At 68.5% G+C, this 24,360-nt stretch carries 12 protein-coding genes; 6 read left to right on the top strand and 6 right to left on the bottom strand.

Features of this window, described 5'->3' with window-relative positions; genetic code table 11:
- Positions 1 to 22: 22 nt before the first annotated feature.
- Together AX708_RS14555 and AX708_RS14550 are read right to left on the bottom strand one after the other, a co-directional pair.
- Entirely contained in the window at positions 23 to 1,372 is a 1,350-nt protein-coding gene (locus AX708_RS14555; protein ID WP_067490301.1) for a sigma-54 dependent transcriptional regulator, read from the bottom strand.
- On the bottom strand, positions 1,369 to 3,024 hold the full coding sequence (locus AX708_RS14550; RefSeq protein ID WP_067490298.1) for an ATP-binding protein: 1,656 nt from the start codon (positions 3,022 to 3,024) through the stop codon (positions 1,369 to 1,371). The genes AX708_RS14555 and AX708_RS14550 overlap by 4 nt, the downstream gene beginning before the upstream one ends.
- Before the next feature lie 220 nt (positions 3,025 to 3,244).
- Between AX708_RS14550 and AX708_RS14545 the strand changes: the two genes are divergently transcribed.
- From AX708_RS14545 to AX708_RS14525, 5 genes are read left to right on the top strand one after another with little or no spacing between them, the layout of a single operon-like run.
- Complete coding sequence (locus AX708_RS14545; RefSeq protein ID WP_304438865.1) at positions 3,245 to 4,639, top strand: dicarboxylate/amino acid:cation symporter; 1,395 nt, start codon at positions 3,245 to 3,247, stop codon at positions 4,637 to 4,639.
- The gene (locus AX708_RS14540; RefSeq protein WP_066533174.1) at positions 4,636 to 5,592 is read left to right on the top strand and encodes an alpha/beta hydrolase; all 957 of its coding nucleotides are present in this window, start codon (positions 4,636 to 4,638) and stop codon (positions 5,590 to 5,592) included. The genes AX708_RS14545 and AX708_RS14540 overlap by 4 nt, the downstream gene beginning before the upstream one ends.
- A 2-nt stretch (positions 5,593 to 5,594) precedes the next feature.
- Positions 5,595 to 8,645: a TonB-dependent receptor domain-containing protein gene (locus AX708_RS14535; protein ID WP_066533173.1), complete on the top strand. Its 3,051-nt coding sequence runs from the start codon at positions 5,595 to 5,597 to the stop codon at positions 8,643 to 8,645.
- Between the two features lie 14 nt (positions 8,646 to 8,659).
- Positions 8,660 to 9,850, top strand: a complete 1,191-nt coding sequence (locus AX708_RS14530; RefSeq protein ID WP_066533170.1) for a M14 family metallopeptidase — start codon at positions 8,660 to 8,662, stop codon at positions 9,848 to 9,850.
- Positions 9,847 to 10,932, top strand: coding sequence for an MBL fold metallo-hydrolase (locus AX708_RS14525; RefSeq protein ID WP_066533169.1), 1,086 nt, complete (start codon positions 9,847 to 9,849; stop codon positions 10,930 to 10,932). The genes AX708_RS14530 and AX708_RS14525 overlap by 4 nt, the downstream gene beginning before the upstream one ends.
- Here the strand turns inward: AX708_RS14525 and AX708_RS14520 are convergent.
- The 3 genes from AX708_RS14520 to AX708_RS14510 form a co-directional block, all read right to left on the bottom strand.
- Positions 10,929 to 11,855, bottom strand: a complete 927-nt coding sequence (locus AX708_RS14520; RefSeq protein ID WP_066533167.1) for an acetyl-CoA carboxylase carboxyltransferase subunit alpha — start codon at positions 11,853 to 11,855, stop codon at positions 10,929 to 10,931. The genes AX708_RS14525 and AX708_RS14520 overlap by 4 nt on opposite strands.
- A gap of 13 nt (positions 11,856 to 11,868) precedes the next feature.
- Positions 11,869 to 15,561 carry an SDR family NAD(P)-dependent oxidoreductase gene (locus tag AX708_RS14515; RefSeq protein ID WP_066533166.1) on the bottom strand — a complete coding sequence of 1,231 codons (3,693 nt, stop codon included), beginning with the start codon at positions 15,559 to 15,561 and terminating at the stop codon, positions 11,869 to 11,871.
- Positions 15,562 to 15,665: 104 nt separating this feature from the next.
- On the bottom strand, positions 15,666 to 21,158 hold the full coding sequence (locus tag AX708_RS14510; protein ID WP_304438864.1) for an AMP-binding protein: 5,493 nt from the start codon (positions 21,156 to 21,158) through the stop codon (positions 15,666 to 15,668).
- A 330-nt stretch (positions 21,159 to 21,488) separates the two neighbouring features.
- Here AX708_RS14510 and AX708_RS14505 point away from each other — a divergent pair, with 330 nt between their 5' ends.
- Complete coding sequence (locus tag AX708_RS14505; RefSeq protein WP_082745736.1) at positions 21,489 to 23,681, top strand: bifunctional diguanylate cyclase/phosphodiesterase; 2,193 nt, start codon at positions 21,489 to 21,491, stop codon at positions 23,679 to 23,681.
- Positions 23,682 to 23,690: 9 nt separating this feature from the next.
- On the opposite strand, the gene queF is transcribed toward AX708_RS14505, so the two are convergent.
- The gene (gene queF, locus AX708_RS14500) at positions 23,691 to 24,167 is read right to left on the bottom strand and encodes a preQ(1) synthase (protein WP_066533162.1); all 477 of its coding nucleotides are present in this window, start codon (positions 24,165 to 24,167) and stop codon (positions 23,691 to 23,693) included.
- Positions 24,168 to 24,360: the final 193 nt, after the last annotated feature.

Raw genomic sequence — 24,360 nt, 5'->3', positions numbered from 1 at the left:
AAAATTGTCGAAAATCGTCCCGTTACCGGAAGCGCGCCGGCTTGAGGTCGTATCGCGCCAGCTTGTCGTAGAGCGTCTTTCTCGGCGTCTGGAGCATCGCCTGCAAGGCAGCGATGTCGCCACGGCACTGGCGCAGCGCGTCCTCGAGCACGGCGCGCTCGAAATCGGCGACGATCTGGTGGAGCGGGCGCTGCGTGCCGAGGGGCGCGGGCGGCGCGCCGAGATCGGACAGGCCGAGCACGAAGGCGCGGGCAAAGCCAGAAAGCTCGTGAAGGTTGCCTGGCCAGTCGTGGGTCTGGACATGGCGCCACTCCGCCGCGCCGATGGGAGGCGCGGCCAGCCCCGTCTCGCGCGCATGCCGGGCGACGAACAGGCGGAAGATCTCGGGCACATCCTCGCGCCGCTCGCGCAATGGCGGGAGAGCGATCTGCACCGCACCCAGGCGGTGCCACAGCGGATCGCGCGCACCCGACCCGCCCTCCCCGGAGCCCGCGCCGGTATCGTCGGTCAGCCGCGCGATGACGATGCGGATGTTGAGCGCGCGCGCGCGCGCGGCGCCGATTGGCATGACCTGGCGGGTCTCGACCAGCGACAGCAGCCGCGCGGTAAGCACCGCATCGGCCGCGGCGACCTCGTCGAGGAACAGAGTGCCGCCATTGGCACGCTCGATGAGGCCGGTGCGCGACAGACCGCCGCCCGGCCCCGACCCCGGATCGCGGCCGAACAGCAGGAGCTCGGCATCCTCGTGCGCCAGGACGCCGGCATCGACGGTCACGAAAGGGCGGCCGCGGCGCGGGCTCAGATCGTGGATCAGGCGCGCGGCGTGGCTCTTGCCGGTGCCCGCCGGGCCGGTCAGCACCACGTCGATCTCGGAGCGCGCGACGCCCTCGATCACCGAGCGCAGTCGCTGCGCCGCGGCCGAGCTGCCGGGGATCGCCCCCTCGGCGCTGCGCCCCGCCGCCTCGCGCAAGGCGCGGTTCTCCAGCGCCAGAACGCGGCGCTCGGTCGCGGCGCGCACGGCACGGATCAGATCGGCCGAGGAATAGGGCTTGGTCAGGAAATCTGCCGCACCATTCTTCATCGCCGCCACCGCCATCGCGATGTCGCCGTGCCCGGTGGTCAGGATCACCGGCAGATCGGGGTCGATCTCGCGCAGAGCCGCAAAGAAGGCGATCCCGTCGATCCCCGGCATGCGCACATCGCTGACCACCACGCCAGGGTAATCGGCATCGAGCCACGCCAGCGCCGCGCGCGCATCGGGAAAGGGCGTGACCTCGGCCCCTTCGAGCACGAGCGCCTGCATCGTCGCCTCGCGCAGCGGCGGATCGTCCTCGACCAGCGCAACCTGAAGGAGGGGAGCTGCGGCACTCATGCGGCGGGCATGACCATGGTGAAACGCGCGCCGCCGGGCGTGTCCTCGTGGAGCAGGTCGCCGCCCAGCTGGCGCATGATGTCGCGTGCGATGGCGAGCCCCAGGCCGATGCCTTCGGGCTTGCTGGTGACGAAGGGCTGGAACAGCGCGTCGCGCACCTCGGGCGCGACGCCGGGGCCGCTGTCGGTGACGCTGAGCCGCACCCGTGTGCCCTCGGCAGCGATGGCGAGCACGATCTGCCCGCCCTCCCCGCAGGCCTGCACCGCGTTCTGGAGCAGGTTGACCAGCACCTGCTGAAGCTGAACCGGGCGGGCCCGCACGCTGACCTCGGCAAGCTCGGCTGCTGGCGGCTCGAGCGCCAGACCCTTGTGGCGGATCTGGTCGCGCAGCAACAGCAGCGATCCGTCGATCACCTCGCCGAGGGTAACGAGGCGCGGCTCCTCGGCCGAGCGGCGGCTGAAGTGGAGCTGTTCCTCGGTGATCTCGCCGATCCGACCGGCGAGCCCCGCGATGCGCGCGAAGTTGGCCGCCGCCTCCCCGGTGCGGTCGGCGGCAAGCAGGCGTTCGCCGTTCTCGGCAAACACCCGCATCGCGGCGAGCGGCTGGCGGATTTCGTGGCCGAGCCCGGCGGTGATCTGGCCGAGCGTTGCCAAGCGGTTGGCCTGCTGCAGCTGTTCGCGCAAGGCTGCAGTCTGGGCGGCGACCGTGGCTGCGGCGCGCGCCTCGCGCTGGCGCTGCCACTGCCAGGCGCAAAGGGCTGCCAGAAGGATAAGCGCCAGCGCGATCACGCCAGCCAGCCGTCCATTCGCCAGCGCCACCGAAACGCGCGCAGAGGGGTCGGTGAGCAGGTGCAGCTCCCAGCCCACCGGCGCGATCGGCTGGATCTTCTCGATCAGCCGCACCTGGGCGGCCCCGGCCGGCAGCTTGAGCGGCTCGGGCTCTGCAACCCCGAAGCGCACCGCGTCGCGCGCCGGATCGCGGGTGGCGCTGCTCGCGGCTGCGCGAAAGCGCCAGTCCGGGTTGCTGGCGAGCAGCACGATCCCGCCGGGATCAGTGACGAACACCCCAGCCTCGGCATTGCGCCACTTGGCCTCGAGGCTGTCGAACTCGACCTTGACCGCAACCACGCCGAGCGGGCGGTCTGGCGGACCGACGCGCTGGGCAAGATAGAGCCCGGGGCGGCGGCTGACCGTGCCGAGCGCGAATTCGGCATGGGTGCCTTCGGCGAGCGCCTTGGCGAAATAGTCGCGGAAGCCGTAATTCGATCCGATGAAGCTGTCGGGCCTGTCCCAGTTGCTCGACACCAGCGTCAGCCCCCGCGCGTCCATCAGATAGATCGCCGCAGCGCTGGTCTGCTGCGCCAGCGCGGCAAGCCGGCGGTTGATCACATCGCGCTGAGCGCGATCCCCGGCAAGCAGCGCGGCGACTTCCGGATCGGCAGCGAGCACGCGCGGCACGAGGCTGAACTTGTTGAGCTCGCTTTCGAGCCCGGCGGCAAGGATCGCGGACTGGTTGGTCGCCGCCTCGCGGGTTTCGGCAAGCGCGCTGACCCGGATCGCGCGGTCGAGGGCGAGCATCGCCAGCGCGGCGATCAGCAGCGCCGCGATGCCGGCGATCCCGGCCAGATACCAGCGCCCCAGTTTGCCTTGCATCGCCCGCCCCTGCCTGCTTGCCCGTCGCGCAACCCTTGTGCGCTTTTCCGCACAGCACGCAAGCATTCTGTGCGGATTTCCGCACACTTGCGGCATCCGAATTCCCTAAACTCCTGAAATCATGACATCTCACGATGCGAGGCCAAGGCCTTGCGGATCGCGTCCGCCGCGCCGATTCTGGACGCGGAGAGCAGATTATCTGAAGGGGAGCCGGCGACACATGGGTTTGCACAGTGCCACCATGCCTGCGCCCGCGCCTGCCGCCCCTGCCGCGCGCAAGCCGTTCTACCGCCAGCTCTATGTTCAAGTGCTGACCGCGATCGCGCTGGGCGCCGCGCTGGGCCATTTCGCGCCCGAGGTCGGCGTCGCGCTCAAGCCGCTGGGCGACGGGTTCATCAAGCTGGTCAAGATGATCATCGCGCCGGTGATCTTCCTCACCGTGGCCACCGGCATCGCCGGAATGCGCGACCTGAAGGCGGTCGGCAGCGTTGCGGGCAAGGCCTTTGCCTATTTCCTGTTCTTCTCCACCCTCGCGCTCGTGATCGGCCTTGCGGTCGGCAATCTGGTGCGCCCGGGCGAGGGGCTGGGCATCGACCCCGCCACGCTCGATGCCGGTGCGGTGGCCGATTACGCCAAGACCGCCCACGCCCAGACGATCAGCGGTTTCCTGCTGGGGATCATCCCCGAAACCCTGTTCAGCGCGGTGACGCAGGGCAATATCCTGCAAGTCTTGCTGGTCGCGATCCTTGCCGGAGTAGCGATCGCCGCAACCCGCCCGGCGAGCGATCTGGTGATGGACGTGCTGACCTCTTTCAGCGCGGTGGTGTTCAAGCTCGTCCACATGCTGATGAAGTTCGCGCCCATCGGGGCCTTCGGCGCGATTGCCTTCACCATCGGCGAGTTCGGGCTGGAGAGCCTCGCCAATCTCGCCGCGCTGGTGGCGACCTTCTACCTCACATCGCTCTTCTTCGTGCTGGTGGTGCTGGGGCTGGTCGGCTGGATGGGCGGCTTCTCGATCATCGCGCTGATCCGTTACCTGCGCGAGGAATTGCTGCTGGTGCTGGGCACCTCCTCCTCCGAGGCCGCGCTGCCGAGCCTGATGGAGAAGATGGAGATCGCCGGATGCCGCAAGGCGGTGGTGGGGATGGTGGTGCCCACCGGCTATTCCTTCAATCTCGACGGCACCAATATCTACATGACGCTGGCCGCGCTATTCATCGCGCAGGCGCTGGGGATCGAGCTCAGCCTGTCGGAGCAGCTCGCGCTGGTGCTGGTGGCGATGATCAGCTCCAAGGGCGCGGCGGGCGTGACGGGGGCGGGTTTCGTGATCCTCGCCGCGACGCTTTCGGTGGTGCCGAGCGTGCCCGTCGCCGGGATGGCGCTGATCCTCGGGATCGACCGCTTCATGAGCGAATGCCGCGCGCTCACCAATTTCATCGGCAATGCAGTTGCGACCATCATCGTCGCGGCCTGGGAGAACGCGCTCGACCGCGAGCGGCTCGATGCCGCGCTGGCGGGCGCGCCGATGCCGCTCGCGCCCGAGGACAGCGAGCGCCACGAGCGCAGCGGGCCGGTGAGCGAGGGCATCGTCCGGGCAATGGAGAAGGCGCCATGATCCGCCTTCTGATCGCCGTTCTGGCGGCGCTCATGCCCGCCGCGCTCCAGGCAAACGGCGCGGCCGCGCCGGAGAGCGGCCCCGCGCGCGAAGAAATCCGCCTGTGGCCCGGAACCCCGCCCGGCAATGGCAAGGTGGAAGGCCCGGAGAAGATCGGCACCGAGGGCACCGGGCTCGGCGCGGTATCCAATATCGCCGTGCCGCGCATGGTGGTCTATCGCCCCGCCACGTCCAACGGCGCGGCGGTGCTGGTGGCGGGCGGGGGCGGCTATTTCCGCATCCAGCTCAAGAAGGAAAGCACGCCTGCCGCCCAGTGGCTCGCCGCGCAGGGCTTCACGGTCTTCGAGCTGATCTACCGCCTGCCCAACGACGGCTGGGATGCGAGCGCCCCCTTCATGGACGCGCAGCGGGCGATGAAGATCATCCGCACCCGCGCGGGCGAGTTCGGGGTCGCGCCGGACAGGATCGGGATCATGGGCTTTTCGGCAGGCGGGCATCTGGCGGGCTTCACCGCCTATCAGCCGGCGCGCGCGCTTTACGAGGGCAAGGACCGCTTCGAGCACGTCTCGGCCCGGCCCGATTTCGCCGTGCTGCTGTTCCCGGTCGTGACCCTGCGCGCCCCCTACGACACCACCCGCACCCGCCGCGAGATCGTGGGCGAGAAGGCCACGCCCGCAGCCGAGGCGGCCTGGTCGCTCGACACCTATGCCGGCAAGGACGCGCCGCCGACCATCATCTTTGCCGCCGCCAACGATCCGACCACGCCGCCGGGCCACGGCATCCTCCTGTTCCAGACCCTCGTCGCCGCCGGGGCGAGTGCAGAGCTGCACCTGTTCCGCGAAGGCGGCCACGGCTGGGGGCTGGGCGAGCCCGAACAAGTCATCAGCCAATGGCCCGAACTTTTTGCCCACTGGGCGCAATCACTGAAGATAATCGAAAAACGGGGAGAGTAATCATGTCGAGCAAACTCTGGGGCAGGCTTGCCCTGCTGTGCACGGGCAGCCTGATCGCGGCCACCGCCGCACATGCGCAGGACACCGCCGCGCCGCAGCCCGCGCCCGAGGAGGATGTCAGCCGCGAGATCATCGTCACCGGCACCCAGATCCAGGGCGCCAAGATCAATGATGTCTTGCCCGTCACCGTGGTCGACGAGGTCGACATCGCCAACGTCGCGGCGACTTCGGGCGACGAGCTGTTCCGCTCGATCCCGCAGGCGGGCTCGGTCGCGTTCAACGAGCAGAACGACACCACGGTCAACAACGCGCGCGGCGATGCCGCCTCGATCAACCTGCGCGATCTTGGCACCGGCAACACGCTGCTGCTGATCAATGGCCGCCGCATGGTGCTCAACCCCGGTTTCCAGACCGAGCTGCTGGTGCCCGTGGTCAGCCCCGACACCAACGAGATCGCGCCCGGCTCGGTGCGCCGCATCGAAGTGCTGCGCGACGGCGCTTCGGCGATCTACGGCGCGGATGCGGTGGCGGGCGTTGTCAACACCGTGCTGCGCGGCAACCGCAAGGGCGGCTTCATCGAAGGCGAGTTCCGCACCTCTGAGGGCACCAGCCTCGATACCTATTCGGTCGCCGGGGGCTACGGCTTCGACTTTGCCGGGGGCAAGGCCAACCTCACCGTCTATGCCGGCTATTTCCACGAGACCGGCCTGCCCACATCCGAACGGGCTTACTCCGCCGACGACGATCGCAGCGCGCTGGTGGTCGGCACGCCGTTCGAAGGCGACAGCCAGTTCAACAACCGCAACACCTTCGGCCCGTTCGGCCAGTTCGACATCCAGGCGCCGACCAACCGCACGCCGCTCGCCGATGACGATTTCTACCTCCAGCCTTCCACCCTGCCCGGCTGCCGCATCAACCTGCCGAACGGGCTGTGCATGCGGCCCGGCATCACCCCCGACGTGGCGGTGCGTTACAACACCAATTTCGGCGGCACGCTGGTCTCCGAAAAGACCCGTTACAACGTGATGGGCCTGCTCAGCTACGAGTTCACCAATGACCTCGAGGCCTATTTCGAAGGCAGCTATTACCGTTCGGAGAGCGAGCGCTTCATCACCCCCGCCGCGATCCTCAGCGCGGTGCCGGTGGGGATCAGCCGCAATGCCTACTGGAACCCGTTCGGCCCGGTCACCTTCCCCGGCGGCGCGGCCAACCCCAACCGCATCCCCGGCACCACCATCCCCACCACCGGCGCGGACGTGATCATGGAGCGCTACCGCTTCGTCGATGCGGGCAACCGTCAGGTCAATGTCGACAAGGATTCCTACCGCCTCGTCGCCGGCCTCAAGGGCAATTTCGGGTCGTGGGATTTCGACACCGGCTTCGTCTATTCCGAAGCCAGAACCACCGATCTCGAAGCCAACCGCGTCTCGCTCACGCTGCTCCAGCAGGCGATCAACAAGTCTACGCCCGACGCCTACAATCCCTTCAACGGCGGCTGCGTGACGGGCGATCCCGGACAGGGCGATTGCACCCCCAACCCCTCGAGCGCGATCGATCCGTTCCGCATCAGCGTGTTCCGCAAGGGCGGCACCAGCCTTGCGCTCGCCGATTTCAAGGTCAGCAATTCGACCCTTTTCACCCTGCCCGGCGGCGATGTCGGGATCGCGGCGGGGATCGAGTGGCGGCGCGAGACCTTCTTCGACGATCGCGACCCGCGGCTTGACGGCACCATCACCTGGACCGACAGCGTGATCCCCGGCGTGACCTTCGGCAGCGATGTCGTGGGCACCAGCCCCTCGCCCGACACCAGCGGCGTGCGCAACGTGTGGTCGGGCTTTGCCGAAACCTTCGTGCCGCTGGTCAGCGAGGACATGGATATCCCGCTGGTCGAGGCATTGAACCTCCAGCTTGCCGGGCGGATCGAGCATTTCGACGATATCGACCAGACCGCGATCGTCCCGCGCGCGGCTGCATCGTGGACCGTGCTGCCCGGCGTGACCTTGCGCGGCGCTTGGTCGCAGGGCTTCCGCGCCCCCAACCTCGTGCAGGTCAACGACGAGGGCACCACCCGATCGAACACCCGCGACGACTTCGTGATCTGCCAGGCGCAGGTGCTCAAGGGCCAGCTTTCGAGCCTCGGCGTGTGCCCGGGCGAAGGGGTGATCAGCTTCCGTTCGGGCACCGACCAGCTCGAACCCGAGGACAGCGAGAGCATCAATCTCGGCGTCGTGCTCGAGCCCGAGTTCATCTCCGGCCTGACGCTGACCGTCGACTACTGGCGGGTGAAGCAGACCGGGCTTGTCGGCACCTTCGGCGATGACAACGCGATCGCGCTCGATCTGCTGCTGCGTCAGGCGGGCAGCTTCAACCCGGCGGTGGTGCGCGACACCCCCTCGCCCGAACAGATCGCGCTCTTCGCGGGCACCGGTCTGGCCCCGGCGGGCGAGATCCTGCTGGTCAACGATCCCTACCTCAACCTCGACAGCCGCGTTTCGAAGGGCTGGGACTTCGGGCTGTTCTACAACGTCCCCGATTTCGGTGCGGGCGATATCCGTCTGCGCTTCAACGCGGCGCGGTTGGTCGGCTTCGTCCAGTCGGCAGGCGCGCAAGGCCAGCAATTGCTCGACGGCGTCGCTGCCGGGGCGCTGCCGCCGGAAGTGACCGTCGGCGGGCTTGGCGAGTTGCTGGAGATCGAAGGGCGGCCCAAGTGGCGCTTCTCCGGCTCGGTCAACTGGGGCATGGGCCCGGTCGATGTCGGCCTGTTCGCGCAATATGTCGGGCAGGTGTGGGACACCAGCGTCAGCCGCGACCTGCCGTTCACCTCGAACGATCCCAACATTAACTTCTTCCGCGTGGACGATTTCCTGACCTTCAACCTCAACGTGTCCTACTCCTTCGAGGATGGCGCGCTGGATGGCACGCGGATCCGGCTCGGGGTGAACAACCTGTTCGACAAGGATCCCCCGCTGGCGGACGAGGAGCTGGGCTACTTCAGCGCGCTGCATTCGCCCCGCGGGCGGGTGTTCCGGGTCGAATTGCGCAAGACCTTCTGATAGGCCCTGCGCCCATGGGCATCGCAGCGCGATACGTATGGGCCGGCCTCTCCCTGCTGGCGGCGGCATGTGCGGGGGCGCCGCCGCCGCCAGCGGGGATTGCGTCTTCGGGGCGCGCGGCGGGGCCTGCCTGCCATAGCGCCTCGGCCAGCCTTGCCTTCGATTTCGACGGGGCGGCGCCCTATGCCTGCGCCGTGAAGGGCGAGCGGTCCTTCGAACTGCTGGTGACGCCCGAACATGCGCCGCCGATCAATCCCAGCCCGTGGTACGCCTTCCGCTATGAGGCGAAGGGCGATGCGCCGGTCAGCGTCACGCTGCGCTATCTCGAAAGCGGGCACCGCTATGCCCCCAAGCTCTCGGCAGGCGGCGGCGCGTGGCGCGACATCCCGGCCGAGGTCAGCGCCGACGGCTCGAGCGCCCGGCTCGACCTGCCCACGGGGGGTGGCATCGTGGCCGCGCAGGAACTCGTCGTCCCCGCCGACACGTCGGCCGCGCTTGCCCGCTGGAGCAAGGCGAGCGGCGCGCCGGTGTTCACGATCGGCGCCTCGCATGACGGGCGCCTTATCGAAGCCATCCGCCTGGGCCGCGCCGATGCGCCCAAACTCGTCATCCTGCTCGGCCGCCAGCACCCGCCCGAGGTGACCGGCGCCATCGCGATGGAGGCCTTTGTCGATGCGCTGGCCGGGCGCGCGGCGTCGCTTGGCGAAGTGCAGGTGCTCGTCGTGCCAATGCTCAACCCCGATGGCGTCGCGCGCGGCCACTGGCGCGCCAATCGCGGTGCGGTCGATCTCAACCGCGACTGGGGCGAATTCACCCAGCCCGAGACGCGCGGCGTGAGGGCCTGGCTCGATGCCCTGCCCGCCGGGGTGCGCCCGGTGCTGATGGTCGATTTCCACTCGACCGCGCGCAACCTGTTCTACGTGCAGGGGAACGAGGCGAGCGCAGGCCAGGCGGCATTCCTTGCGGCATGGCTCGGCGGGCAGGAGCAGGCCTACCCCGGCCACCCCTTCACGCTCGAGCCGCGCAACGCCAATCCGGGGAGCGGGACCGCGAAGAACTGGTTCCACCAGACCTATGCGATCCCCGCCTATACCTACGAAGTCGCCGACACCGCAGACCGCGCGGCGACCCGCGCCGCCGCGCGCGCGCTGGCGGCGCGCATGCTGGAAGCGCTGGCGGCACAAGGAGGGATGACGGAACCATGAACCGCACCGCCCGCATCGCGCTCATCCTCCTCGGCTTTGCCGCTATCGGATTGGCCGCCTTCAAGATCTTCGAGCGGCCCATCGCGCTCTATCTTGTCCAGCGGGTGATCGACAGGAATGTCGGCACCGATCCCAGCGAGGATCTGCCCGACGGCCTCCATGCCTATGTCTGCGGCACGGGCTCGCCGATTGCCGATCCGACCAGCGCGGGCGCCTGCATCGCAGTGATCGCAGGCGAGACGAAGCTGATCTTCGACGTCGGTTCGGGCAGCATGCGGGTGCTGGGGCGGATGGGCTTTCCGGTCGGCAAGACCGAGCGCTTGTTCCTCACCCACCTCCATTCCGACCACTTCGACGGCCTCGGCGAGCTGATGGTGCAGAGCTGGGTGCAGGGCGCGCGGCACGCGCCGCTGCCGGTCTCGGGCCCGCCGGGCACGATCGCGGTCGCGGAGGGCTTCAACCGCGCCTACGCCATCGACGCCGCCTACCGCACCGCGCATCACGGCCCGCAGATCGCCGATCCGGCAGGCGCGGGGCTGGCGGCGGAGGAGATCGTCATACCCCCCGGCGCCGACAGCATGGTGGTGCTGAAGCAGGGCGACCTCACCGTCACCGCGATCCGCGTCAGCCACGATCCGGTCAAGGACGCCTATGGCTACCGGGTGGACTACAAGGGCAGGTCGATCGCGATCAGCGGCGACACCGCCTACGACCCGCGCTTCGCCCGCGCGGCCAAGGGCGTCGACGTCCTGTTCCACGAGGCGCTCGACCGCAATCTCGTCGGCAGGATGGGGGCCGCCGCGCAGCGCAACGGCTCGGCCGCGATCGCCAAGGTGATGGCCGACATTCCGGGCTATCACGCCAGCCCCGTCGAGGCGGCGAAGATCGCCCAAATTGCGGGCGCGCGGATGCTGGTTTTCTACCATACCATCCCGCCGATGCCCTTCGCGATGGTCGAGCGGTTGTTCCTCGAAGGAACCGGTGAGGCCTATGACGGCCCCATCCGCATCAGCCGCGATGGCGACCGCATCAGCCTGCCGACGGGCGGGACGGCGACCGAATACGAGAACGTGCTGTTCTAGCCGAGCCGCAGGAAAAATTCCTCGCGCTCGCGGCGCAGCTCGGCAGGGGTCAGGGCGGCGAGCGCATCGAGCTCGGCGCGCAGGGCGAGGGAAAGGCGCTTCACCGTTTCGGCATGGTCGCGGTGCGCGCCGCCGCGCGGTTCGTAGACGATGCGGTGGATCACGCCGAGCTTGAGCAGGTCGCCCGCCGTCACCCGCATCGCCTCGGCCGCGGCCGGGCCTTGCGCGGCGCTGCGCCACAGGATCGAGGCGCAGCCCTCGGGCGAGATCACCGAATAGACCGCGTGCTCGAACATCAGCACGCGGTTGGCCGCGGCGAGCGCCACCGCCCCGCCCGATCCGCCCTCGCCGATGATCACCGCGACCAGCGGCACGCCCATCGCGAGGCACGCCTCGGTCGAGCGGGCGATGGCCTCGGCCTGCCCCCGCGCCTCGGCATCGACCCCGGGGAAGGCGCCGGGGGTGTCGACCAGCGTCACCACAGGGAGGCCGAAGCGGTCAGCCAGCTCCATCAGCCGGATCGCCTTGCGATAACCCTCGGGCCGGGCCATGCCGAAATTGTGGCGGAGGCGCCCCGGTGTGTCCTCGCCCTTCACATGGCCGATCACCATCACCTTGCGCCCTTCAAAGCGCGCAAAGCCGCCGACGATCGCCTGATCGTCGCCGAAGGTGCGGTCGCCCGCGATGGGGAGGAACTCGCTGAACAGCCCCGCCACCAGCTTCTCGAACCGGGGCCGCTGCGGATGGCGGGCGACCAGCGTGCGCTCCCACGGGGAGAGGCGCGCATAGGTGTCGGCGAGCAGCTTGTCCGCCCGCTCGCGCAGCATCCGCGCCTCCTCGGTTCCCTCGGCATGGGCGGAGAGTTCCGCCACATGCCTGTCGAGCGCCTCGATCGGCTTTTCGAAGGGCAGGTACTGAATCACCCCCCGCTCCGCCTCACACCGTCATCGACATGCCGCGATAGATCCGCGCGCGATAGCGCGAGTCCTCGGCATCGGGCAGCGGCGCGCCGACCAGCAGCACCGCGCGGGCGAAACGGCGCACCTCTTCCAAGTGCTCGTCGAGATCGCGCGGCTCTTCCGATTGCACCCGGCGGGTGAGGTTGATCTGGTTGACCGGCACATCGTGGACCAGCCGCTCGTTCTCCACGGCGAGCGTCGCGGTGAAGGCATGGAGCGTGGTCTTGATGAAGTTGGCGAGCGCAAAGGCCGGGGACTTGTCGCCCATCGCCACGTCCGGGCTCGTCAGGACCAGCTGGCAATCGTCATAGAGCGAGGCGCGGCGGCTGACGCGGAAGTGGTGGGTGAGGTTGTCGGCCACCACGGTGCGGAACTCCTCGGGGCTGAGCGGATCGTCGGTCGCGAACAGCTTGCCCGGCAGCGCCGACATCGGGGTCGAGAGGATCGTGGTCGGCCGCCCCCACGCGAGCAGCGCCTCGTCCATCGCGGCTTCGATGTCGGCGGTCTTGACCAGCGAAGTCAGCGCCTCGGCCGTCTCCGGCTCCAGCTGCGCCTTGATCGCTTCGAAGGCCTCCGCCGTGCGGGTGATGACCACGACGTTGGCGACGTGGCAATCCTCGATGAAGGCGCGCGCGGTCTCGGCGAGGTAATCGGCGAGGTGCTCGCCGATGATCCACACCGTGCGCCCACGCATCTGGTCGAGGCGTTCCTGCTTGGGCGAACCGAACAGCTCGCGCTCGGTGGTCGAGCGTTCGACGCTGAGGCCGCCCGAGGGCATGAAGGTCTCGCCGCTGACTGCGCGGTCGGCGAGGAAGAACACCGTCGCCTGCGCCACGTCATGCTCGGTCGGCATCTTGCCGAGATAGAGTTTCGAAAGGACCCCGGTGCCGACCTTGTTCGCTTCCACCGCGATCTTGTCGGCGGGGAGGAAGGGCGCATCCTCGGGAGGAACGCGCAGCAGCCAGTCGCCATCCTCGGCAGGCGGGCGCTCCGACCATTCGGGCGCGTCGAGGAACAGCCCCGCCTGCCGCAGCCGCCCGATCAGCGCGGCCGCGATCTGCGGCGTGAGGAGATACTGGTCCCAGGTGCAGGTCCCGTCCCCCTCGCGCGCGCAGGCCAGCGCCAGCTCGCGCAGCTCGCGCGGGTTGTTGGTGTCGTGGCTCATCTTGACGGTGTCGTTGCGCGCGAGCCGCGCCAGCACCGCCTCGACCCGCACCCCGCGCCGGATCGCCTTGATCGCGGCGGCGTGGACGGCGTTGAGGCGCTTGTTTGCGAGGATCAGCTTGCCCCGCCGCTCGAACAGGCCGGGCTTGCCGCCGGTGCCCGAGAGGCGGTCGCCGTCGACCGGGCCCGGGGCGATGGCGTTGAACTGCACCTCGGGCCCGAGATAGCGCGCCATCGATTCCACCATCGCGCGCTGCCCGGCCTTGGACACGGCGTAGTCGGCGCGGTTGGGGTAAGCGACCGCGAGATATTTCTCGCCGCCGAAATAGGACGAGACATTGAGGATGTAGCCCGATCCTTGCGCCTTCATCAGCGGCGCGACGTGGTGCATCAGAAAGTAGTTCGACACGAGGTTCGCATCGAGCGTGTAGTTCCAGGCATCGACCGTCATGTCGACGACCATGTCCTCCGCGCCCGCGACCCCGGCGTTGTTGATGAGGTAGTCGATCCGCCCGAAGGCCTTCAGCGTCGCATCGACCGCGCCCTTGAGGCTCTCGAAATTGCTGACATCGACATTGGCAAGCGTCTGCACCCGCCGCTCGACCCCGGCAAAGCCGATGTCCTCCAGCTCTGAGACGATCTTGGCCCGCGCAACCGCCAGTTCGCTCTCGCGCCGGGCGACCATCATCACCTTGCCGCCCGCGAGCGCCAGCAGGCGCGCGACCTGCCCGCCGATCCCGGCCGAGCCGCCGGTAATCAGCGCGACCTTGCCGAGATGCAGCCCGGTGATGTTCTCGGAGAAGCCCGGCATGGCCTTGCGCGCGCCCGTAGCCTCGCCGATGTTCGCGGGGACGTAGAGCGTGATCTCGCCGAGCTTGCTTTCCTTCAGAAGGATGCGCGCGGCGTGGCCCGCGGTGAAGCGGATGTTCTCGGCTTCGGTGTTAGTGAAGCGGACGATCTGGTTGCCCCACTCGGCCTGGCGGCGGCGGCCATGGGCGGTGTCGATCTCGGATTCGTCGCGCCAGATGCGGATCAGCTGTTCGGTCGCGGCGCGCAGGATGTGGCCGTAGATGTCGCCCTTGCCGTCGCTCTTGTGGCTGACGAAGACGAAGCGCGGCGGCTGCAGCAGGTTGTCGTGGCGTTTCCAGTAGCGGCTCATCGTGCGCGCGAGCGCCATGTTGCCCGCGAGTTCGCCATCCATCAGCGCCTCGACCACGCCATCTTCGGCGGCAGTGATCGCGCCCGAAAGCTCGCCAGCGCCCAGAGCAGGGAGGAACAGCGCGCCGCTGATGGGTGTGCCCTTGGCGGTGTAGTCCTCCAGCGCGGTTTCCATCCCCGCGGGATCCTTGCGGCTGAAGCGGATGATGCTGAGCTTGTCCCCCAGCCCCAGCGCCGCACAGCGCTTTTCGGCGATGGCAACGTCGGCTGCGCGCGGCAGGCCGAGCACGACCTCGGCCCCGCAGGCGAGCTGCACCTGCGCGATTTCGAGCGCCTCTTCCCAGTCGTCCCCCGCCGCGATCAGCACGGCAAGGCCGGTGCCGTCCATCGAGCGCATGGTCGGGCGAGAGAGGTATGTCGAGCGCTGCTCCTTTCGGACGCTCATCCCGTGGGTGACCTCGAAATCGTGGCCGTTATAGGCCGCGCTCTCGTCCGAACCGAGGAACACACAGGTGGTGGCGATATCGGTCGGGGTGGGGAAGGTCTTGGCCTTTGCGTTCCCGCCTGTTGCGCGCTCCAGGCTCATCATGTCGAAGAACTGCGTCGCAGTGGTGCCGCCCTCGTCCCCGCGCGCCTTGTCCATCGCGGCGAAGACATTGCGGATGCGCTCGCTCTCGATCGGGCCGGGGTAGACGAGGTTGACGCGGATGCCCTTGGGGCCGAGCTCAAGGCTGAGTTCACGGCTCCACGCATTCATCGCCGCCTTGGGGACGACGTAAGCCGCGCGCGCGTAATAGGGCGTGCGGCTGAAGATCGTCGAGACGTTGATGATCGAGCCGCCCTCGGGGATGTGCTCGGCCGCTACGCGAGCGACATTCCACGCGACACCGAAAATGTTGCGCAGCGCGTCGGCCACGGTTTCACTGTCGGTCGAGCCGGTCTTCTGGAGCGCGGCGAGTTCTTCCCCCGACAAGGGCAGGTTTTCGATCGGCTGCTTGGGTCCGGCGCTGCCAGCGTTGTTCACCAGAATGTCGATGCGTCCGAACTGCTTCACCACCTCGGCGATGGCGGCGCGGACCGAGGCGATATCACCACCATCAAGCGCTACCGTGGCGAGCCGCGCCGGGTCCGCCCCAGTCGCCTTCAGGAGCGCTTCGGCCGCAGCCTTGGTGCGGTCGGGGGTGCGGCCCGTCATCACCACGGTTGCGCCTTCGGCAAGGTAGTGCGTGACGATATGCCCGCCGAGATTGCCGGCGGCACCAGTGACGACCGCGATCTTGCCCGCGAGGCGGCCCGGGATATCGCCTTGCAGAGCAGGCGCAGCGGCAACGGCTTTCAACTTGGCCATGACTCTCTCCTCACAGAATTACAGCGAAGCCGCGCTTCGCTTTTCAATTCGTTCAAACCCTGGGGAGGAGAGCTTCGAACGTTTCAAAACCCGCAATGCGCGGGCTAGGCTTCCGGTTCCCCGGAAGTTGCAGATGTGGCACTCTGCGCAGCCCACGCCTCGAGCAGCGCGTCGCGGCTCCTGAGGCCTAATTCGGGGAGCGCATGGTTGACCACATAGGTGGAGCCTGTGTGCCGGTTGTCCCACATCGCCTGATGCGCTTCCGGCAGCCCGTCCCACGGCACCACCTCGGGCTCGGTCACTTCGAGCAGCCCCGCCGCGATCATGTCGTTCATCCGCGCGACCTCGTAGGCGTTGCACAGGTGCGTGCCGAAGATCTGCGCGGTGGGCATGTAGATGCGCCGCTGGCGGGTCCAGACCTGCGGCGCGTAGAAGGTGAAGCGGCAGCCGGTCAGGTCTTCGGCGAAGATCACCCGCCCGGTGAAGGGCTTCACCAGCGAGGTCGAGATGCCGAGCGTGTCCTGCCCCGCCCGCTCGAACACCAGATCGGGGCTGCCGCGCGGGTTGTCGGGCGAGCGCAGGATCTTGCCCACGGCCGAGCCGAAGGGCTTCATCACCCGGTCCTGATAATCGCGCACCGCCGCCTTGAAGACCTCGATATCGACCTTGGCATCGGGCAGGCGCGGCATGGTGTCGGGCCAGTGGAAATTGGCGCCCTCGCGGCGGCGGATGCTCTCGAGGGAGACGATGCCCTCGATCGCATCCTCCAGCCCCAGCGATTGCAGGAATTCGCGCTGCCCGTCGGTGGTGGTGGCGATCACCGAGCGGGCGTTGAAGCGCCGCGCGGCTTCGATCATTTCAAGGCCGGTTTCGTCGAGCAATTCAGAGGAGCCCGGCCCGTAGAAGATCAGCACCGCCTCGCCCCCGCGCAGCGCCGCGCGGCGGAGCATCTCTTCGGGGCTGGCCGTTCCGGGCTTGCCCATGAAGCTGAAGTGGTAGCCGGACGAGGCGCCGTAGAAGGCGAGCGTGCCCCCTTCGGCGAGCAGCTGGAAGGAGCGCGGGAAGGCCGTCTCGCCCGCGTGGCTGACGACATAGTCGGCGAGCTTGCCGCCGTTCAATGCCTTGTATTCCTCGACCAGCGGTGCGCCAGCTGCCTCCCACTGGATCGCCTCGGCCTTGTCCTCGGGCACCACGGTGAAAAGGCTGGCGAGCGCGGGGTCCTTGCGGTTGATCGCCCCGACCGCGCCCTGCACCTGCGTGATGAACGCCGCGCGTTCCTCGGAAGACACCAGCCCCGTCACCTGCAACCCCGTGCGCACCGAAGACCGGAGCGCATCGAGCCCCGTCCCCGTTGCCGCGCCCTCGACGAACAAGGTCCGCCCCGGCGCGATCTGCAAGGTGGTGAACAGGCAGCGCGCAATGGTGCCGAGGTTGAGCACATAGCTCCCCGCCTGCTCCAGCGTCAGGTCGGGCGGCACCTTGTGCATCTGCGGGGCCTGGACGGTCAGGAACTGCGCGTGGCTGCCCGTCTCGGTCTCGTAGCCTTGGATCGAGAAATCCGCATACATCGGATCATTGCCGACCAGCGGCGAGAGCAGGTCGTTCGTCCCCGAATAGACCGTCACCAGATCGCCGACCTTGATCCGCCCCTGCGCGCGCGTCTCGGACCCCAAGGCCGCGACCAGCGCGATGCCGCCGGAGCCCGTGATCTGCACGTCCTCCTCGTGCGCATCGAAGGGCGAAACCGGAATGCCGGTCAGCGCCCAGATATCGTTGAAGTTGACCTCGCTCGTCAGCATGTAGAGCAGCGCCTCGTTGGGCGCGGGCTCGGGCGTCTTGACGATCAGCTCCTTTTCGTGGCTCGCGGGCGGGCCGAAGCGGGGCTGGCCGGTGTCGGGATCGCGGGCGATGCCGAAGGCGTATTGGTGACGCGGGATCGGGGTCACGCCGGGATAGAACGGTGCGCCTACCGGGAGCAGATCGCCTGCCGCCTCGAGCGCCTTTGCGCGCATCTCGTGCTCGGAATCGATCCACACCCCGTCGCGCCGCACCGGGAGCGGGGGCGCGACCTTGTCCATGAACTGGCGGATGCCGGTCTTGCCGCCCTCGGGGTCGACGATGGCTTCCGAGAACAGCCGCGCCTCGCGCTGCGTGCCTTGCGTGATACCGTGTTCGAGGCCGGTGCGCACCGCGTCCAGCGCCCGCGCGCCCGCGACGTCGCGGCCCGCCCATTCGAGCTGCCGGAGGATGCGCTGGAGGAAATCGTCCTCCAGCACCGCGTCCAGCGATATGTCGGACGCCGCTTCCCAGCGCACCGTCGCCGCCTGCCGCTCCGCGAAGGCGAAGCCGAGCGCGCTGCCGGGGCCATTCTTCACGAAGTCGCGCACCGCCGCGTGGGCCGCCGAAAGCGCATCCTCGGCGCCGTCCACCAGCTGGTCGACCACGCCGATATCGGCGGCCTGCTCCGCCGTGATGCTCCGCCCGCCGAGGATCAGGTCGAGCGCATCGCGCAGGCCCTCGCTCCCGCGCCGGTCGGCGAGCAGGCGCGGCAATCTTTGCGTGCCGCCATAGCCGGGGAGCAGCCTCAGCCGGATCTCGGGCTGGCCGAAGCGCGCGACGGGCTCGGCGATGCGGTAGTGGCAGGCGAGCGCGAACTCCATGCCGCCGCCCAGCGCCACGCCCTGCACCGCCGCGACGCAGGGCTTGTTCATGCTCTCGATGGTGCGGAAGGCGAGGTGCGCGTTGTTGGGGAGGACCATGGCCTCCTCGACCGTGTGGATCTCCTCCAGCATCTGGCGGATGTCGGCCCCCGCGACGAAGGAGCTGGTCCCCTCGCCGGTGAACACGACCGCCACCACGGAATCGTCGCGCGCGAGGGTGGAGGTGACCAGCACCAGCTCGTCGATCGCGCGTTCGTTGAGCGCGTTCACCGGCGGATTTGTGACGGTGACGGTCGCGACCTGCTTGCCCGGCGCGACCGTGTTGTATTGCACGAGGAAATAGCGGTGCCGGTCGAACAGCGCCTGTTCGTCGCTCATGCGCTGCTTGCGCTGCCAATCCGCGATCACCCGCCGCAGCTCGTCGAGCGCCTCGGGGTTGCGCAGGGTCGTGACGTCGCCGACATCCTCGCCCACCACCAGCGCGCGGACCATGCGGCGCATGTATTTGCCGCTTCGGGTCTCGGGGAACTGCGAGACCTCGATAAAGTCGGCCGGCACCGCGACCGCGCCCTTTTCGGTGCGCACAAGATCGAACAGCCGGCGCTTGTCCTCATGGGTGAGCTTGCGACCAGCGACCGGCACCACGAAGGCGAGCGGGGTCAGGCCCTTCTCTCGGTGCGGGGCGCCGACCACCAGCACATTGCCGACCGGCGAATCCGGCGCGAGCGCCTTGTCGCGCAGCACCGCGCCCTCGATTTCCTCGGTCCCCATGCGGTGGCCCGAGACGTTGATGACGTCGTCGGAGCGCCCATGCAGCGAGAAGGAACCGTCGGCGTGCTGGATCGCGAAGTCGCCCTGGGTATAGGCCCATGCGCCCTTCCAGCGCTTCCAGTAGCCCTCCTCCCAGCGCGTGGCATCACCGCGCCAGGCGGGATTGACGCTGCCGTCTTCGACCTTGAAGCCCGCGATGTCGCCCCAGATCGTGCGTGCGAGGTAGGGATAGGGCGCGGCGATGACGATCTCGCCCTTCTCGCCCACATCGGCCTTGCGCCACGGCACGCCGCCTTCGTCGGCGCGGGCGAAGGGGGCGGGCGCGCCTGTGCCCTCGTCATCCTCGACCCAGACATCGCCCACGATCCACGGCAGCGGATAGGCGTGAGCATCGGGGCGCAGCGGGAAATCGTCATTCGCGAACATGTGCGTCCACGCAATCCCGCCGTGCTCGGTGGCCCAGTAGCTATTGATATAGCGGGGTGTGACGTGCTCCATCCCGAAAGCCTGCACGGAAGGCGAGACAGGCTCGGCGCAGAAGGTCGCAACGCGCAAGCCGCTCATGTCGTAGCGTTCCACCTCAGCGAGGTTCGTCGGGTCCGACATGATCGACTTGAGGAACGTCACCCCCGCCTTGAAGATGCGCACCTTGTGCCGCTCGATCATCGAGGCGAAGCGGCCCGCGTGGGGGAACACCGGCGAGCCTTCGCTCACGAGGCTGGTCACCCGCGTCATCAGCGGCGCGCAGATCAGGTAGCTCTGCCCGGTGATCCAGCCCGGATCGGCGACCACGAACAGCGTGTCCCCGGGGCGCGCATCGAAGCTCGCCGCCATGGTCTCGGCCACGCCTGCGGCATAGCCGTGGCTGTGCACGATCCCCTTGGGCTTGCCGGTCGAACCCGACGTGTAAATGAAGAACATCGGATAGTCGGCATCAACCGGCAGCGGCTTGGACGAGGCCCAGATCGCGCGGACGAAATCGGCATCGGTCAGCGCCAGCAGGTCGGCTTCGGCCTGCACCGCAAAGCCCGCCGAGCGTGCCTTTTCCAGCACCGTCACCAGCGCCGCGTCGGTCAGCTCGTGGCTCCAGCGGTCGCGCTCCTCGCGCCAGATGATATCGGGCTGGTGGGTGTGGCGGCACACGATCACCGCCTCCACGCGCGGCGGCAGGGTGACGAGGCTCGAGGCGATCGCGATCCGCACTCGCGCGGCATCGGCGGAGGTAATCCGGCCCTCGGCCCCGAGCGCGATCAGCGCCTTGCCCACGCCGCGCATCACGTCCGAACGGTCGACCGTGATCTCGCCCGCCAGCGCCTCGCGCACGGTCTCGAGGATCGTCTCGTGCCCGCCCTCGGGCAATCCCAGATCGAGCCCGCCGAGGATAGCGAGCGCGGTCGTCACCGGCACGAAATTGTCGAGCGCCGGGTCGGTATAAGCGTTCTTGAAGGCCGCGACCTGCGCGTTGCGGTAACTGCCGTCGGAGGTGACGATCACCCGCGCGCCGGTATCGGCGATGCGGTCGGAGAGGGTCTTGTCGGAGAAGCCGCCGAACACCGCCGTATAGACCACGCCCATCCGCTTGGCGGCCTCGGTCCAGTAGATCTGCGGCACGATGCTCGGCATGTTCAAGGCCATGCGGTCGCCCGGTTTCAGCCCGAGCGCTTCCAGCGCCACCGCACACTTGGCCACCTCGAGCAGCAACTTCTTGCGGGTGACCGTGAAGCAGTCGATCGGCGCGCCCTTGCCGCCGAGCGCCGACATGTCCCAGCGGTCGCCCTCGAAGATCAGCGCGACCTCATCGCCGTGGCCGGCGAGGACGTGGCGGTCGAGCTCGGAGAAGGCGGCATTGGTGCGCCCGCCCACGAACCAGCGCCAGTGCGGCGGGTTGGAGCCGTCGAAGCCGGTGTGCCAAGGGGTGAAGCCGGAAGGCAGGTCAGGCGAAACAGGCGCGCCGCTTGCTGCATCCCAGCCGTGCCAGCCGCCATCCTCGCCGCGCGCGAGCCACGCGCCCGACTGGCCGGCCTCGGCCACGAACCAGTGCATGTTGCGCCCGGCGATCTCGCCGTGGAACGCGCCCGGATCGGCGAGCGCGGCGGCGCGCATCGCCTCCCAGTCGGCGCGGGTGCGAACGGGATTGGTCAGCGCCTCGGGCGGGCTTGCCAGCAAAGTGTCGACAGAAATGACGCCATCCCCCGTTATCGCAAAAGCCGGCGATTTTGGCCGGCCGCAAAACTCGCTGGGGCGTGATCCCGAACGCCGGCGGTAATGCAGCAAAATTACACATTGCAGCTTCCCCGGGAAACAAAATGCCGGGTGTGAGCCACGAGCCGATAACGCCCTTGCCGGCAAAGGGTTCCGCTCCCTTCGACGCCCCAGCGTCTCCGCCTGCCGCGCGCCCGGGTGCGGGAAGCCCGCGTAACGCTTTTTCAATCACGTCTGGTCTATGCGGCGTAACGGTCGCCTAACCATGACAGACGACCCAGCAAGGACGAGGTTATGCCGCTAGGCTTTCGCAAGACCCTGCGCGAATCCAGGAACGCCGTGCCCGACAAGAGACCGGCGCAGGGCAGCCGCACGCCCGATCGCGCCGTGGTGCTTGGCGAAGTCGAGGAACTCGGCATCGGCATGTTCTGGGCGACCGACGCCGAAGGCAACCTCAGCTTCCTCTCGAGCCGCGCGTTGGCCGACCTGGGTGCCGGCGCCGAGGACCTGATCGGCAAGCCCCTTGTCCGCGTCTTCAACGATATCGACGAGGAGGCCGGTGGCGCCACCCAGCGCAGCCTGTCGTTCAAACTCAAGGCCCGCTCCAAGCTCGACGAACAGATCGTGGCGGTCTGCGATGCGCGTGGCAGCACCCGGTGGTGGCGCCTGAATGGCCGGCCACTGCTCGACGCCGAAGGCGGTTTCAAGGGCTATCGCGGCAGCGCGGTCGATATCTCGGCGCAATATGCCTACGAGACGCAGGTGGCGCGGCAATCGCAGGTCGACGAGCTGACCGGGCTCGCCAACCGCCGCAAGCTGGGCGAGCGCCTTTCGGCAATGCTCGCCGCCTTCCGCGTCAGCCGCCGCAGCTGCGCGCTGATGATGCTCGATCTCGACCGCTTCAAGCAGGTCAACGACACGATGGGCCACCCGGCAGGCGACGAGCTGCTCAAGCAGGTCGCCCAGCGCCTGCTATCGATCGTCAAGGATGCGGGCGAGGTCGGCCGGCTCGGCGGCGACGAATTCCAGGTGCTGCTGCCCGACCTCGATGATCGCGGCGCGCTCGGCGAGCTGGCCAACCGCATCGTCCAATCCGTCTCCCAGCCCTATCAGATCAACGGGCGGCGCGCGATCATCGGCACCTCGGTGGGCATCGCCATCGCGCCCTATGACGGGCTCGAGGCCGACGAGCTGACCCGCGCCGCCGACATGGCGCTCTATTCCGCCAAGGAGACCCGCGGCGGCACCTTCTGCTTCTTCACCAGCGAGCTGCGCGACGCGGCGTCCAAGACCGCGATGCTCGGCGACCGGCTGCGCGATGCCGTCGACAAGGGCGAGCTCAAGCTCGCCTACCAGCCGCTGGTCGATCCGGTCACCAACGAGGTCAAGTGCTTCGAGGCGCTGCTGCGCTGGCACGACGAGGAAGAGGGCGACATCAGCCCCGCGCAGTTCATCCCGGTGGCCGAGAACGACGATCTCATCATCCGCATCGGCGAGGCCGCCCTGAAGCAGGCCTGCATCGACGCGCTGGCCTGGCCCGAAACGATCCGCGTCGCGGTCAATGTCTCGGCCAAGCAGTTCGTCCGCCCCGGCTACCGCAAGGCGGTGGCGGCCGCGCTTCAGGCTTCGGGCCTGCCGCCGCAGCGGCTCGAGCTCGAGATCACCGAGAGCGTGTTCGTGGGCGATCTCGAGACCGTCGACGCGATCTTCCGCGATCTGAAGAAGCTCGGGGTGCGCCTGGCGCTCGACGATTTCGGCACCGGCTATTCCTCGCTGGGTTACCTCAAGCACGGCCACTTCAACAAGATCAAGATCGACCAGAGCTTCGTGCGCGGCTGCACCGAGAACGGAGACATCAACCCCGCGATCATCGCCGCGATCGTCGCGCTGGCCAAGGCGCTGGGGATGGAGACCGTCGCCGAGGGCGTCGAGGCGATGGACGAGCTCGCGCTGGTCAAGGAGCGCGGCGCCGACCTCGTGCAGGGCTACATCTTCTCCAAGCCTATCACCCAGGAGCAGGTGCTCGCCCAGTTCGCCGAGGGCGCGGGCATGTTCCGCCCCAGCGGCCCGCCGCGCCACCGGGCCGAGCGGATCACCATCTTCCGCAAGGTCGGCCTGATCCACGAGGACCACTACTACGACGTGATCCTCAGGAACCTCTCCAAGACCGGCGCGCGCATCACCGGCCTTGCCGGGGTGCCGGTGGGGACCGACGTCGTGCTCGATCTCGGCCACGGCCAGCTGGTGGTCAGCAAGGTCGTCAACGCCACCGAGAACAGTCAGGGTCTCAAGTTCGAGACCCCGCTGATCAGCGACGGCAGCGGCGGCTTCATGACCCGCCACCGCATCTCGCCCTACTCGCTCGCGGAAGCCGGCATCCCGCTGGCTGCGCTCGGCGCGGGGGCCTTCCCGCTCGCCAAGTGGCGCGATGCGAACAAGTCCGTGCCCAAGTTCGTCCAGCTCGAACTGAGCGCGCCGGGCGCCTGAGGCCCTGCCCTACCCGCGGCCGCGGTAGGACGGCACGCCCTGGTCGGGCAGCCAGAGGTCCGCGGGCGGCGCACCGGACTGCCAGAACACGTCGATCGGGATCCCCCCGCGCGGATACCAGTAGCCGCCGATGCGGAGCCATTGCGGGCGCATCTCCTCGAACAGGCGCACCCCGATGCCGACGGTGACATCCTCGTGGAAGCCGTTGTGGTTGCGGAACGACCCGAGGAACAGCTTCAGACTCTTGCTCTCGACGATCGTCTCGCCCGGCACGTAGTCGATCACCAGATGCGCGAAGTCGGGCTGGTTCGTCACCGGGCACAGCGAAGTGAACTCCGGCGAGACGAAGCGCACCAGATAGGTGAGCCCGGCGCGCGGGTTGGGCACGTAGTCGAGCACCGCCTCCTCAGGCGAGGCGGGCAGCGGCGTGTCGCGGCCGAGGAACTGCGGGGTCGGCTTCGGGGCAGAGGGGGGTGTGCTTTCCATGCCGCGCTGTTGCCCCGATCCGTCCCGCGGCGCAAGGCTGGAACTGGACGCGGGGCCGGGCGCGTGACTAAGGAGTGACAGCGCGGGTTCACGCAGGCTCCCGCATGATGCCAACCTCACCGTCAACCTCTCCGAACGCGGCGCCGTGCCGCACCCGACGAACCGTTCCGCCGAAGTCCGACGCGCCATGAAC

Source organism: Erythrobacter sp. CCH5-A1, assembly GCF_001557115.1.
Taxonomy (GTDB): domain Bacteria; phylum Pseudomonadota; class Alphaproteobacteria; order Sphingomonadales; family Sphingomonadaceae; genus Erythrobacter.
The sequence above is the reverse complement of the archived record's forward strand: the minus strand, read 5'-3'. Positions and strand labels throughout refer to the sequence as shown.